A 12,229-nucleotide genomic window follows, 5' to 3' on the forward strand; every position below is an offset into this window, starting at 1 on the left:
GTCAGATGTGCAGGATGTATTCACGGACCAGCTTGCTGCCGAAATACGCGAGCATCAACAGGCAGAAACCGGCGAGGGTCCAGCGAATGGCCTTGTGTCCGCGCCAGCCGAGGCGGTTGCGGCCCCAGAGCAGCACGCTGAAGACGATCCAGGCCAGGCACGCCAGCAAGGTTTTGTGCACTAGGTGCTGGGCGAACAGATTGTCGACGAACAGCCAGCCAGAGATCAGCGACAACGACAGCAAGGTCCAGCCGGCCCACAGGAAACTGAACAGCAGGCTTTCCATGGTTTGCAGCGGCGGGAAGTTCTTGATCAGTCCGGACGGGTGCTTGTGCTTGAGCTGATGGTCCTGAACCAGCAGCAGCAAGGCCTGGAACACCGCGATGGTGAACATGCCGTAGGCCAGGATCGACAACAGGATATGCGCGAGGATGCCCGGCTCTTCGTCGATGATCTGCACCGTGCCGGCCGGGGCGAACTGTGCCAGCAGCACGGTAGCGGCGCCCAGCGGGAACAGTAATATCAGCAGGTTTTCCACCGGGATCCGCGAGCAGGCCAGCAGCGTCAGGGCAATGACCGCCGCGGCGATCAGGCTGGCGGCGCTGAAAAAGTCCAGGCCCAGGCCAATCGGTGTCAACAGGTGGGTGAACAGGCTGGCGCTGTGAGCCAGCACGGCGAGCACGCCGAGCGTGACCAGCAGGCGTTTGTTCGCCTTGGCGCCGGTGGCCAGGCGAGAGCCCTGATAAATGGTCGCAGCGGCATATAAGCAGGCGGCGGCGAGGGTGGTAAGCAAACTGGGTGACAAGGGGAGCATAAATCCTGTTAGGCAAGCCCGAAAGGCGCTGAGTTTGGCATAGAACCCACACACCACGAAAGTGCGAGGTGTCCGCCAGTCGCAGTCTTCGCTATAATCCGCGACCTGCCCACGCCGCAGGCTCGCCGAGCACATGTTGATTCCGGTCTGGGCCGCCATTATCCCGGTCTACACAGGGCCTGAAAGGATCGCGCAATGTTTGAAAACTTAACCGACCGTCTCTCGCAGACGCTGCGCCATGTCACCGGCAAGGCCAAACTGACCGAGGACAACATCAAAGACACCCTGCGCGAAGTGCGCATGGCGTTGCTCGAAGCCGACGTCGCCTTGCCGGTGGTGAAGGACTTCGTCAATTCGGTCAAGGAACGCGCCGTCGGCACCGAGGTGTCGCGTAGCCTGACGCCGGGCCAGGCCTTCGTGAAGATCGTCCAGGCCGAACTCGAAAGCCTGATGGGCGCGGCCAACGAAGACCTGAACCTGAGCGCCGTTCCGCCCGCCGTCGTATTGATGGCCGGTTTGCAGGGTGCCGGTAAAACCACCACCGCCGGTAAACTTGCGCGCTTCCTTAAAGAGCGCAAGAAGAAGTCGGTAATGGTCGTGTCCGCGGACGTTTACCGTCCTGCGGCGATCAAGCAGCTGGAAACCCTGGCCAACGACATCGGCGTGACGTTCTTCCCGTCCGACCTGAGCCAGAAGCCGGTCGACATCGCGCAAGCGGCTATAAAAGAAGCAAAGCTTAAGTTTATTGATGTGGTCATCGTCGATACCGCCGGTCGACTGCACATCGACGAAGAGATGATGGGCGAGATCAAGGCGTTGCACGCCGCGATCAACCCGGTCGAAACGCTGTTCGTGGTCGACGCCATGACCGGCCAGGATGCCGCCAACACGGCCAAGGCCTTCGGCGATGCACTGCCGCTGACCGGTGTGATCCTGACCAAGGTCGACGGCGACGCCCGTGGCGGTGCCGCACTGTCCGTTCGTGCCATCACCGGCAAGCCGATCAAGTTCATCGGTATGGGCGAGAAGACCGAAGCCCTTGAGCCGTTCCACCCGGAGCGTATCGCTTCGCGGATCCTCGGCATGGGCGACGTGCTCAGCCTGATCGAACAGGCCGAAGCGACACTCGACAAGGACAAGGCCGACAAGCTGGCCAAGAAGCTGAAGAAGGGCAAGGGCTTCGACCTCGAAGACTTCCGCGATCAGCTGCAACAGATGAAGAACATGGGCGGCCTCGGTGGCCTCATGGACAAACTGCCGAACATCGGCGGTGTGAACCTGGCGCAAATGGGCAATGCCCAGGGCGCGGCAGAGAAACAATTCAAGCAGATGGAAGCCATCATCAATTCCATGACCCCGGCCGAGCGCCGTGACCCTGAGCTGATCAGCGGTTCGCGCAAACGCCGGATCGCCATGGGTTCCGGCACTCAGGTGCAGGACATCGGTCGCTTGATCAAGCAGCACAAGCAGATGCAGAAGATGATGAAGAAATTCTCCGCGAAAGGCGGAATGGCCAAAATGATGCGCGGCATGGGCGGTATGTTGCCCGGCGGCGGCATGCCGAAAATGTAAAGAATTCGCGCAGGGGCTTGCTCCTGCGCAGCCCACACGGAAGTGGGATCTCCAGCAAACCCGCACTTGGCGGGAGCTGACTGGCCGTTTTCAACGACGGCTCTATAGCAAATCTGGATGGCGTCCGATAGGCCGCCGGAAAAAGACATTTGCAAAAGTCCGGATATTCCTTAGAATATGCGGCCTTTCGGGCACCTATGCCCGCTGTGCCTTTAGATTTGCAGCACCGACTACAGGAACGATGTTCACATGCTAACAATCCGTCTTGCCCTTGGCGGCTCCAAAAAGCGCCCGTTTTACCACTTGACCGTAACCGACAGCCGCAACCCGCGCGACGGTTCGCACAAGGAACAGGTTGGTTTCTTCAACCCTGTTGCTCGTGGTCAAGAAGTCCGTCTGTCCGTGAACCAAGAGCGCGTAGCCTACTGGCTGAGCGTTGGTGCACAACCTTCTGAGCGTGTTGCTCAGTTGTTGAAGGACGCTGCTAAGGCTGCGGCCTGAGCAATATGAACGCGACGCCAGCCATTGCTGATGATTTGATCGTTATCGGCAAGATTTATTCTGTTCATGGCGTTCGCGGCGAAGTGAAGGTGTATTCCTTTACTGATCCGACTGAAAACCTGTTGCAGTACAAAACCTGGACGCTCAAGCGCGAAGGCAATGTGAAACAGGTCGAGCTGGTCAGCGGACGCGGGAGCGACAAGTTCCTGGTCGCAAAGCTCAAGGGTCTTGATGATCGTGAAGAAGCTCGTCTTCTGGCCGGTTATGAGATCTGCGTGCCGCGCAACCTGTTCCCTGAATTGACCGACGGCGAGTACTACTGGTACCAGCTGGAAGGTCTGAAGGTTATTGATCACCTTGGGCAATTGCTCGGGAAAATCGATCATCTTCTGGAAACCGGCGCCAATGATGTAATGGTGGTCAAGCCTTGCGCTGGCAGCCTGGATGATCGCGAACGCCTGTTGCCCTATACGGAGCAATGCGTGTTGGCTGTCGACCTTGCCGCAGGCGAGATGAAGGTGGATTGGGACGCGGACTTCTAAGCGTGGCTAACTTGCGCGTAGAAGTGATCAGTTTGTTTCCCGAGATGTTCTCCGCCATCAGCGAGTACGGCATCACCAGTCGGGCGGTGAAACAGGGGCTCTTGCAGCTCACCTGTTGGAATCCGCGAGACTACACGACGGATCGACATCACACTGTGGACGATCGCCCATTTGGCGGTGGCCCGGGCATGGTGATGAAGATCAAGCCCCTGGAAGATGCTCTGGTTCAGGCCAAGGCAGCAGCCGGGGAGGCGGCGAAGGTGATTTACCTGTCCCCCCAAGGCCGTCAACTGACTCAGTCGGCGGTACGCGAGTTGGCGAATCTGGATGCATTGATCCTGATTGCCGGCCGCTATGAAGGCATTGACGAGCGTTTTATTGATGCTCATGTCGATGAAGAGTGGTCGATTGGCGACTATGTACTGTCTGGCGGCGAGCTGCCGGCGATGGTCCTGATCGATGCGGTTACACGACTGCTGCCTGGAGCTTTAGGGCATGCGGACTCCGCCGAGGAAGATTCCTTTACGGATGGTTTGCTGGATTGCCCGCACTACACCCGACCGGAGGTGTATGCGGATCAGCGTGTTCCCGACGTATTGCTAAGTGGCAATCACGCGCACATCCGGCGTTGGCGTTTACAGCAGTCCCTTGGTAGGACCTTTGAACGACGCGCCGATCTTCTGGAAAGCCGCTCGCTTTCTGGAGAAGAGAAGAAGCTGCTCGAGGAATACATCCGCGAGCGGGACGATAGTTAACAACGTATCGATGGTAAGTCCGTTGATTTACCTTAGGAGCACAGCATGACTAACAAAATCATCCTTGCACTCGAAGCAGAGCAGATGACCAAAGAGATCCCTACCTTTGCCCCGGGCGACACCATTGTCGTTCAGGTGAAAGTGAAGGAAGGCGACCGTTCGCGTCTGCAAGCGTTCGAAGGTGTTGTTATCGCCAAGCGTAACCGCGGCGTAAACAGTGCTTTCACCGTTCGTAAAATCTCCAACGGTGTTGGCGTAGAGCGTACTTTCCAGACCTACAGCCCGCAAATCGACAGCATGGCCGTTAAACGTCGCGGTGACGTACGTAAAGCCAAGCTGTACTACCTGCGTGACCTGTCCGGTAAAGCAGCTCGCATCAAGGAAAAACTGGCTTAAGTCCAGCTTCCGATGCAGAAAAAAGCAGCCTACGGGCTGCTTTTTTGTTGCCCGCCATTTATCCCGGAATTTCGTTTCAGGCTGTAGACCCATGACCGCTCGTGAGCAAGAAATCGAACGCCGCACCGAACTCTCGGTGAGCCGCGTGACCAAGGCTGTTTTCCCGTCGACCACCAACCACCACAACACCCTGTTCGGCGGCACTGCGCTGGCCTGGATGGATGAAGTGTCATTCATCACCGCCACCCGCTTTTGTCGGCTACCGCTGGTGACCGTTTCCACGGACCGCATCGACTTCAATCACGCAATCCCTGCCGGCTCCATCGTTGAACTGGTCGGGCGGGTGATCAAGGTCGGCAACACCAGCCTCAAGGTTGAGGTTGAAGTGTTTGTTGAAAGCATGAGCTGTGATGGTCGCGAGAAGGCGATTCATGGGCAGTTCAGCTTTGTGGCGATTGATGAAGACAAGCGGCCGGTGCCGGTGTTGCCTGGGTTTGCTGCCTGACGGGGGACCGAGGTGCGGCCTTCGCGGGCAAGCCTCGCTCCTACAAGGGTTCCTTACATACCTGTAGGAGCGTGGCTTGCCCGCGAATCGATCTATCAGGCGCCGCTGGCCTGCGGCTGAATCAACGCCAGCAGAGTCCACCCCGCCGAAGGCTTCAGCGCACTGTCCGGCGTCGCCACATGCACCCATCCGCTGTCATCGCGAGCGAACAGCAATGTCGCGCGTTCCCCATGCAGCGCCCGGTAATCCTCCCAGCCAAAACCCTCCGTCAGAGTTGTGCTGTACAGCTCGGCCCCCTGGTGCAGCAGATTAGCCAGTTTGTTGTAGGTCAGTTCCTCATTGCCCAGCAAACGCCCGCGATGTTCATGGCTGGCGCGGTGCTTGTCAGTGCGGTGGCTTTCCTGACCACTGGCGAGACCAAACAGTCGCTGATGGCCGAAATCGTGTCGAAAACGCATCGACGCCAACGCATTCAATTCGCCGGATGGCGACAATGTCAGCAAATGCCCAAGCCCGACCAGATCCAGATGAGCGTCGGCATGCTGCGACGCCGGGTTACCAAAGTACGTCGGCAAACCGTCCATGCGCGCCGCGCGAATATTCTCCCAGCTCGAATCCGTCAGCAGCACTCGACAGCCCAGCTGTTGCAGGGCTTTGCCCAAGGTACGTGCCGGGGCGTTGGCGCCGACGATCAGAAAGCCGCTGGGTGCCGGTTCGGCGACTTTCAGCAAGCGCGCCAATGGCCGGGCCGTGGCACTTTGCAACACCACCGTGCCGATGATCACCGCAAACGTCAGCGGCACCAGCAGCAACGCGCCTTCGAGTCCGGCCTCATTCAGGCGAACGGCGAAAATCGCCGAAACCGCCGCCGCCACGATTCCGCGAGGTGCGATCCATGACAGCAGTGCCCGCTCGCGCCAGCTCAAACTCGAGCCTGCCGTGGAAAGCATGACGTTCAATGGCCGTGCAATGAACTGAATGATCAGCAACAGGATCAGCACCAGCGGCCCGAGGCCGATCAAGGCGTTCAAATCGAGTCGCGCCGCGAGCAAAATGAACAGCCCGGAGATCAGCAGCACGCTGAGGTTTTCCTTGAAGTGCAGGATGTCCCGCACATCCACGTCCTTCATGTTGGCCAGCCAGATCCCCATCAAGGTCACGGCCAGCAAACCGGATTCGTGCATGACTTGATTGGCGGTAATGAAAATCCCCAGCACCGCCGCCAACGCCGCCAGGTTGTGCAGGTATTCCGGCAACCATTGGCGCCGAATGATCGTGCCGAGCACCCAGCCGCCGGCAATCCCGAATGCGGTGCCGCACAGAATCACTCCGCCGAAGGTCAGCAGGCTTTGGCTCAAGCCGTCATCTGACGTACGGGCGATGATGAAGCTGTAGACCACCACGGCGAGGAGGGCGCCGATCGGGTCGATGACGATGCCTTCCCAGCGCAGGATGTTGGCAATCGAGGCTTTGGGGCGTACCACGCGCAGCATCGGTACGATGACCGTGGGCCCGGTGACCAACGTCAGGCTGCCGAAAAGTATCGCGAGCAACCAGTCGAAATCCAGCAGGCAATGCGTGGCAACAGCAATGACCACCCAGGTCGAGATCGCGCCAATCGTCACCAGCCGGCGTACGACGCTGCCGATTTCGCGCCACTCCGAGAGGTGCAGCGTCAGGCTGCCTTCAAACAGAATCAGCGCCACCGCCAGCGACACCAGTGGCATTAGCAATGGGCCGAACATTTCCTGTGGGTCGAGCCAGCCCAGGATCGGGCCGACCAGAATGCCGCTCAGCAACAGAAACAGGATCGCCGGCAATTTCAGTCGCCACGCCAGCCACTGACACCCCAGAGCCGCCGCACCAATACCGCCAAAAGCCAACAGAATCTGTTGCTCGTTCATTGAGTCTTCCTGTTCCTTGAAGTAGCGGGCTATGAAAGACTAGCGGTGGTTTTTACTGTTCACCTTTTTTTCGCGCGCAGTCTCAAGACTGCATGTTTCGAGTGCCCATGCCTGCCATCGATCATCCACTGATAGACCAATTCCTCGACGCGTTATGGCTGGAGAAAGGCCTTTCCGACAACACTCGCGATGCCTATCGCAGTGACCTGGCCTTGTTCAATGGCTGGCTGCAGGAGAAGGGGCTGGAGTTGATCAACGCCGGTCGCGAGTTGATCCTCGATCACCTGGCCTGGCGCCTGGAACAGAACTACAAACCCCGTTCCACTGCGCGATTTCTCTCGGGTGTGCGTGGCTTTTATCGCTATCTGTTGCGGGAAAAGTTGATCGCGGTCGATCCGACGTTACGCGTTGATATGCCTCAACTCGGTAGGCCGTTGCCAAAATCCTTGTCGGAAGCCGATGTGGAAGCACTGCTGAAAGCGCCGGATTTGAGTGAAGCGATTGGCCAGCGTGACCGCGCCATGCTCGAAGTGCTGTACGCCTGCGGTTTGCGGGTGACGGAACTGATCAGCCTGACGCTGGAGCAGGTCAACCTGCGCCAGGGCGTGCTGCGGGTGATGGGCAAGGGCAGCAAGGAGCGGCTGGTGCCGATGGGCGAGGAGGCGATTGTCTGGGTCGAGCGTTACATGCGCGACGCCCGTGGCGAGCTGCTCGGCGGGCGTCCCAGTGATGTGCTGTTCCCCAGTCAGCGCGGCGAGCAGATGACGCGCCAGACCTTCTGGCACCGGATCAAGCATCAGGCCAAGGTCGCCGGGATCGGCAAATCGCTGTCGCCGCACACGCTGCGTCACGCGTTCGCCACGCACCTGCTCAACCATGGCGCGGATTTGCGAGTGGTGCAGATGCTGCTCGGCCATAGCGATCTGTCGACCACTCAGATCTACACCCACGTCGCCCGCGCACGCTTGCAGGACCTGCACGCCAAACACCACCCGCGCGGATGATCACATTCCCTGCTGCGCGATCCCTGTAGGAGCGAAGCTTGCTCGCGAAGGAGGTCCGGACAACACGTTCATACAGACAGCACGCGTTATCGTTGACGTTCTTCGCGAGCAAGCTTCGCTCCTACAGGGATCGCGGTGTTGTCTTGTCACCCCACATTCGGCCACACAGCCCTTATGTGGTAGGCTTTGTCGGTTTGTACGATGGGCGGTTATGACCCGGTGTTTCGGCACGGGCGTTCTGGTCGTCCCATTTGTCCGCCTTCAGGAGTTCTCATGCGTCTGACCCAGATTTTCGCCGCCGCAGCCATTGCGTTGGTCAGCACCCTTGCCGTCGCCGATGACGCGGCTGACAAAGCCATTCGTAAGAGCCTGGAAACCCTCCAGCTCGAAGTGCCGGTAGAAAGCATTTCCGCCAGTCCGCTGCCGGGCCTGTATGAAGTCAAACTGCAGGGCAGCCGCGTGCTGTATGCCAGTGCCGACGGCCAATACGTGGTTCAGGGCTACATGTTTCAGCTCAAGGACGGCAAGCCGGTCAACCTGACCGAAAAAGCCGAACGCCTGGGCATTTCCAAGCTGGTCAACGCCATTCCTGTTGCGGAAACCGTGGTCTACCCGGCCATCGGCGAAACCAAATCGCACATCACCGTGTTTACCGACACCACCTGCCCGTACTGCCACAAACTGCATGCCGAAGTGCCTGAGCTGAACAAGCGCGGCATCGAAGTGCGCTACGTCGCGTTCCCACGCCAGGGCCTGGGCTCGCCGGGTGACGAACAGCTGCAAGCGGTCTGGTGCTCGAAAGACAAGAAAGCGGCCATGGACAAAATGGTCGACGGCAAGGAAATCAAGGCCGCCAAGTGCGATAACCCGGTTTCCAAACAGTTCGCCCTCGGTCAGTCGATTGGCGTGAACGGCACACCGGCCATCGTTTTGGCCGACGGTCAGGTCATTCCGGGCTACCAGCCTGCGCCACAAGTCGCCAAACTGGCGCTGGGCGCGAAGTAAATTCGCATCGTCACGGCCAGCCTTTGACGATCATGGTCCGGCGGCAACATTTGCCGGGCCATTAATAGAGAGCCGCGAGCATGCGGCTGTTTTCACGGCCGGCCTTGAGTCGGCCGTTTTATGGGGAGTTCACAGTGAAACCGGTCAAAGTAGGCATCTGTGGGTTAGGGACCGTCGGTGGCGGTACCTTCAACGTACTTCAGCGCAACGCCGAGGAAATTGCTCGTCGTGCCGGGCGTGGAATCGAAGTGGCACAAATTGCCATTCGCACGCCAAAGCCTCAGTTCCAAACGACCGGTATTGCGATTACCAACGATGTCTTCGAAGTGGCCACGAACCCTGAGATCGACATCGTTATAGAGCTGATGGGCGGCTACACCGTTGCCCGCGAGCTGGTACTCAAGGCCATCGAGAATGGCAAGCATGTGGTCACCGCGAACAAGGCGCTTATCGCCGTTCACGGTAATGAAATTTTCGCCAAGGCTCGCGAGAAGGGCGTGATCGTTGCGTTCGAAGCGGCCGTGGCCGGTGGTATTCCGGTGATCAAGGCGATCCGTGAAGGCCTGTCCGCCAACCGTATCAACTGGGTCGCCGGCATCATCAACGGCACCGGCAACTTCATCCTCACCGAGATGCGCGAGAAGGGTCGCACCTTCGAAGACGTACTCGCCGAGGCGCAGGCCCTGGGTTACGCCGAAGCCGATCCGACCTTCGACGTTGAAGGCATCGACGCGGCCCACAAGCTGACGATCCTGGCCTCCATCGCGTTCGGCATTCCGCTGCAATTCGACAAGGCCTACACCGAAGGCATCACCAAGCTGACCACGGCTGACGTGAACTACGCCGAAGCGCTGGGCTATCGCATCAAGCACCTGGGCGTCGCTCGCAGCACGGCGGCTGGCATCGAGTTGCGCGTGCACCCGACGCTGATCCCGGCCGATCGCCTGATCGCCAACGTCAACGGCGTGATGAACGCAGTGATGGTCAACGGTGACGCAGCCGGTTCGACCCTGTTCTACGGTGCCGGTGCCGGCATGGAGCCGACCGCTTCGTCGGTGATCGCCGACCTGGTGGACGTGGTTCGCGCCATGACTTCCGATCCGGAAAACCGCGTGCCGCACCTGGCCTTCCAGCCAGATTCGCTGTCGGCGCATCCGATCCTGCCGATCGAAGCCTGCGAAAGCGCCTACTACCTGCGCATTCAGGCCAAGGACCATCCGGGCGTGCTGGCTCAGGTTGCGAGCATCCTGTCGGAGCGCGGCATCAACATCGAATCGATCATGCAGAAAGAAGTCGAAGAGCATGACGGCCTGGTGCCGATGATCCTGCTGACCCACCGTGTGCTGGAACAGCACATGAACGACGCGATTGCCGCCCTCGAAGCCCTCACGGGCGTGGTCGGTCCGGTCGTACGGATCCGCGTCGAGCACCTGAACTAAGCCGTTATCGTTCACCGGGCCTGCGTGCGGGCCCGGGTTTGCGAACACTGTCCATTGGAGTCAGTCATGCGTTATATCAGCACCCGCGGCCAGGCACCGGCCCTGAATTTCGAAGACGTCCTGCTGGCCGGTCTGGCCACTGACGGCGGTCTGTACGTCCCGGAAAACCTGCCACGTTTCACCCAGGAAGAAATCGCTTCCTGGGCCGGCCTGCCGTATCACGAGCTGGCCTTCCGGGTGATGCGCCCGTTCGTCACCGGCAGCATTCCTGATGCCGATTTCAAAAAGATTCTTGAAGAAACCTATGGCGTGTTCTCGCACAACGCCGTGGCACCGTTGCGTCAACTGAACGGCAATGAGTGGGTGCTGGAGCTGTTCCACGGCCCGACCCTGGCGTTCAAGGACTTCGCCCTGCAACTGCTCGGTCGCCTGCTTGATTACGTGCTGGAAAAACGCGGTGAGCGCGTGGTGATCGTCGGCGCTACTTCTGGCGATACCGGTTCGGCCGCCATCGAAGGCTGCAAGCACTGCGAAAACGTCGACATCTTCATCCTGCACCCGCACAACCGCGTGTCTGAAGTGCAGCGTCGGCAGATGACTACCATCTTCGGCGAGAACATCCACAACATCGCCATCGAAGGCAACTTCGATGACTGCCAGGAAATGGTCAAGGCGAGCTTCGCCGACCAAAGCTTCCTCAAGGGCACGCGTCTGGTGGCGGTGAACTCGATCAACTGGGCGCGGATCATGGCCCAGATCGTCTACTACTTCCACGCAGCCCTGCAGCTGGGCGGCCCGGCGCGTTCGGTGTCGTTCTCGGTGCCGACCGGCAACTTCGGCGACATCTTCGCCGGTTACCTGGCGCGCAACATGGGCCTGCCGATCAATCAGTTGATCGTCGCCACCAACCGCAACGACATCCTGCACCGCTTCATGAGCGGCAATCAGTACGTCAAGGAAACCCTGCACGCCACGTTGTCGCCGTCGATGGACATCATGGTGTCGTCGAACTTCGAGCGTCTGCTGTTCGACCTGCACGGTCGCAACGGCGCGGCGATTGCCGGGTTGATGGATTCGTTCAAGCAGGGCGGCGGCTTCAGCGTTGAGCAGGAGCGTTGGACCGAAGCGCGCAAGCTGTTCGATTCGCTGGCTGTGGATGATGCGCAAACTTGCGAAACGATTGCTGAGGTTTACGAGCAGACGGGTGAGTTGCTGGATCCGCACACGGCTATCGGTGTAAAGGCTGCGCGTGAATGCCGTCGTAGTCTGGATATTCCGATGGTGATCCTTGGCACTGCGCACCCGGTCAAATTCCCGGATGCGGTTGAGAAGGCGGGCGTGGGTAAAGCGCTGGAGTTGCCGGTGCACCTGGCCGATCTGTTTGAGCGGGATGAGCGTTGCACGGTGTTGCCGAATGACCTTAAGGCTGTACAGGCTTTTGTCAGTCAGCATGGGAATCGTGGGAAGCCGTTGTAATCGGTTGGATTGATTGGGGGCATATCCGTTGCTGCGGTAATGGCGGCTATTGGTTTCGCCCTTACGGCGAGTCACTTTGGAAAAGCCCCAAAGTAACCAAAGGGCTCTTGCCCCTTTCGTTCGGTGCCTCGCTAATGCTCGGCATGCCCTCGCTCCGGTCCTGCTCCGTGGGCCCGCCGCCATCGGCCATCCATGGCCGGGGGCGGCTACCGCGGCATCCCTGCCGCGGTGCCCACTGCGCAGAACCTCCACTCGGCCTCTCGAGGGGGCGACTACCGCCACAGCCGCCGAGGCGGCCTGAAAGCCGACCTGGCTC

Annotated in this window: 12 protein-coding genes; 10 read left to right on the forward strand and 2 right to left on the reverse strand. The window is 59.5% G+C overall.

Going from position 1 to position 12,229, the window contains the following annotated elements; genetic code table 11:
- Nucleotide 1: 1 nt before the first annotated feature.
- Nucleotides 2-814 (reverse strand): inner membrane protein YpjD, encoded by an 813-nt coding sequence (locus KGB25_RS24555; protein ID WP_192420162.1) that lies wholly within the window; start codon nucleotides 812-814, stop codon nucleotides 2-4.
- A 195-nt stretch (nucleotides 815-1,009) separates the two neighbouring features.
- Between KGB25_RS24555 and ffh the strand changes: the two genes are divergently transcribed.
- The 6 genes from ffh to KGB25_RS24585 all read left to right on the forward strand — a co-directional run bounded on the left by ffh (nucleotide 1,010) and on the right by KGB25_RS24585 (nucleotide 5,085).
- Nucleotides 1,010-2,386: a signal recognition particle protein gene (gene ffh, locus KGB25_RS24560; protein ID WP_008042378.1), complete on the forward strand. Its 1,377-nt coding sequence runs from the start codon at nucleotides 1,010-1,012 to the stop codon at nucleotides 2,384-2,386.
- Between the two features lie 249 nt (nucleotides 2,387-2,635).
- Nucleotides 2,636-2,887, forward strand: coding sequence for a 30S ribosomal protein S16 (gene rpsP, locus KGB25_RS24565; RefSeq protein WP_007944872.1), 252 nt, complete (start codon nucleotides 2,636-2,638; stop codon nucleotides 2,885-2,887).
- Between the two features lie 5 nt (nucleotides 2,888-2,892).
- Nucleotides 2,893-3,429, forward strand: a complete 537-nt coding sequence (rimM, locus tag KGB25_RS24570) for a ribosome maturation factor RimM (protein ID WP_008025598.1) — start codon at nucleotides 2,893-2,895, stop codon at nucleotides 3,427-3,429.
- Between the two features lie 2 nt (nucleotides 3,430-3,431).
- On the forward strand, nucleotides 3,432-4,184 hold the full coding sequence (gene trmD, locus KGB25_RS24575; protein WP_007897583.1) for a tRNA (guanosine(37)-N1)-methyltransferase TrmD: 753 nt from the start codon (nucleotides 3,432-3,434) through the stop codon (nucleotides 4,182-4,184).
- Between the two features lie 45 nt (nucleotides 4,185-4,229).
- The gene (gene rplS, locus KGB25_RS24580; RefSeq protein WP_003175895.1) at nucleotides 4,230-4,580 is read left to right on the forward strand and encodes a 50S ribosomal protein L19; all 351 of its coding nucleotides are present in this window, start codon (nucleotides 4,230-4,232) and stop codon (nucleotides 4,578-4,580) included.
- Nucleotides 4,581-4,671: 91 nt separating this feature from the next.
- Nucleotides 4,672-5,085, forward strand: coding sequence for an acyl-CoA thioesterase (locus KGB25_RS24585; RefSeq protein ID WP_008025600.1), 414 nt, complete (start codon nucleotides 4,672-4,674; stop codon nucleotides 5,083-5,085).
- A gap of 95 nt (nucleotides 5,086-5,180) precedes the next feature.
- Here the strand turns inward: KGB25_RS24585 and KGB25_RS24590 are convergent, their stop codons facing one another.
- Nucleotides 5,181-6,989, reverse strand: coding sequence for a cation:proton antiporter (locus KGB25_RS24590; protein WP_223437081.1), 1,809 nt, complete (start codon nucleotides 6,987-6,989; stop codon nucleotides 5,181-5,183).
- A 107-nt stretch (nucleotides 6,990-7,096) separates the two neighbouring features.
- Between KGB25_RS24590 and xerD the strand changes: the two genes are divergently transcribed.
- The 4 genes from xerD (at nucleotide 7,097) to thrC (ending at nucleotide 11,913) form a co-directional block, all read left to right on the forward strand.
- Complete coding sequence (xerD, locus tag KGB25_RS24595; RefSeq protein ID WP_008025604.1) at nucleotides 7,097-7,993, forward strand: site-specific tyrosine recombinase XerD; 897 nt, start codon at nucleotides 7,097-7,099, stop codon at nucleotides 7,991-7,993.
- 273 nt (nucleotides 7,994-8,266) lie between these two features.
- Nucleotides 8,267-8,998 carry a bifunctional protein-disulfide isomerase/oxidoreductase DsbC gene (gene dsbC / locus KGB25_RS24600; RefSeq protein ID WP_192228458.1) on the forward strand — a complete coding sequence of 244 codons (732 nt, stop codon included), beginning with the start codon at nucleotides 8,267-8,269 and terminating at the stop codon, nucleotides 8,996-8,998.
- 134 nt (nucleotides 8,999-9,132) lie between these two features.
- Nucleotides 9,133-10,437, forward strand: coding sequence for a homoserine dehydrogenase (locus KGB25_RS24605; protein WP_032828598.1), 1,305 nt, complete (start codon nucleotides 9,133-9,135; stop codon nucleotides 10,435-10,437).
- Between the two features lie 66 nt (nucleotides 10,438-10,503).
- Nucleotides 10,504-11,913 (forward strand): threonine synthase, encoded by a 1,410-nt coding sequence (thrC, locus tag KGB25_RS24610; RefSeq protein WP_008025609.1) that lies wholly within the window; start codon nucleotides 10,504-10,506, stop codon nucleotides 11,911-11,913.
- Nucleotides 11,914-12,229: the final 316 nt, after the last annotated feature.

Source organism: Pseudomonas sp. BF-RE-21 (genome assembly GCF_019947305.1).
Taxonomy (GTDB): domain Bacteria; phylum Pseudomonadota; class Gammaproteobacteria; order Pseudomonadales; family Pseudomonadaceae; genus Aquipseudomonas; species Aquipseudomonas migulae.

Excerpts from the sequence above, each read along its gene's own strand:
- rpsP (WP_007944872.1), top strand. The coding sequence starts at position 2,636 with ATGCTAACAATCCGTCTTGCCCTTGGCGGCTCCAAAAAGCGCCCGTTT.
- rimM (WP_008025598.1), top strand. The coding sequence starts at position 2,893 with ATGAACGCGACGCCAGCCATTGCTGATGATTTGATCGTTATCGGCAAG.
- KGB25_RS24585 (WP_008025600.1), top strand. The coding sequence starts at position 4,672 with ATGACCGCTCGTGAGCAAGAAATCGAACGCCGCACCGAACTCTCGGTG.
- xerD (WP_008025604.1), top strand. The coding sequence starts at position 7,097 with ATGCCTGCCATCGATCATCCACTGATAGACCAATTCCTCGACGCGTTA.
- rplS (WP_003175895.1), top strand. The coding sequence starts at position 4,230 with ATGACTAACAAAATCATCCTTGCACTCGAAGCAGAGCAGATGACCAAA.
- dsbC (WP_192228458.1), top strand. The coding sequence starts at position 8,267 with ATGCGTCTGACCCAGATTTTCGCCGCCGCAGCCATTGCGTTGGTCAGC.
- ffh (WP_008042378.1), top strand. The coding sequence starts at position 1,010 with ATGTTTGAAAACTTAACCGACCGTCTCTCGCAGACGCTGCGCCATGTC.
- thrC (WP_008025609.1), top strand. The coding sequence starts at position 10,504 with ATGCGTTATATCAGCACCCGCGGCCAGGCACCGGCCCTGAATTTCGAA.
- KGB25_RS24590 (WP_223437081.1), bottom strand. The coding sequence starts at position 6,989 with ATGAACGAGCAACAGATTCTGTTGGCTTTTGGCGGTATTGGTGCGGCG.
- KGB25_RS24555 (WP_192420162.1), bottom strand. The coding sequence starts at position 814 with ATGCTCCCCTTGTCACCCAGTTTGCTTACCACCCTCGCCGCCGCCTGC.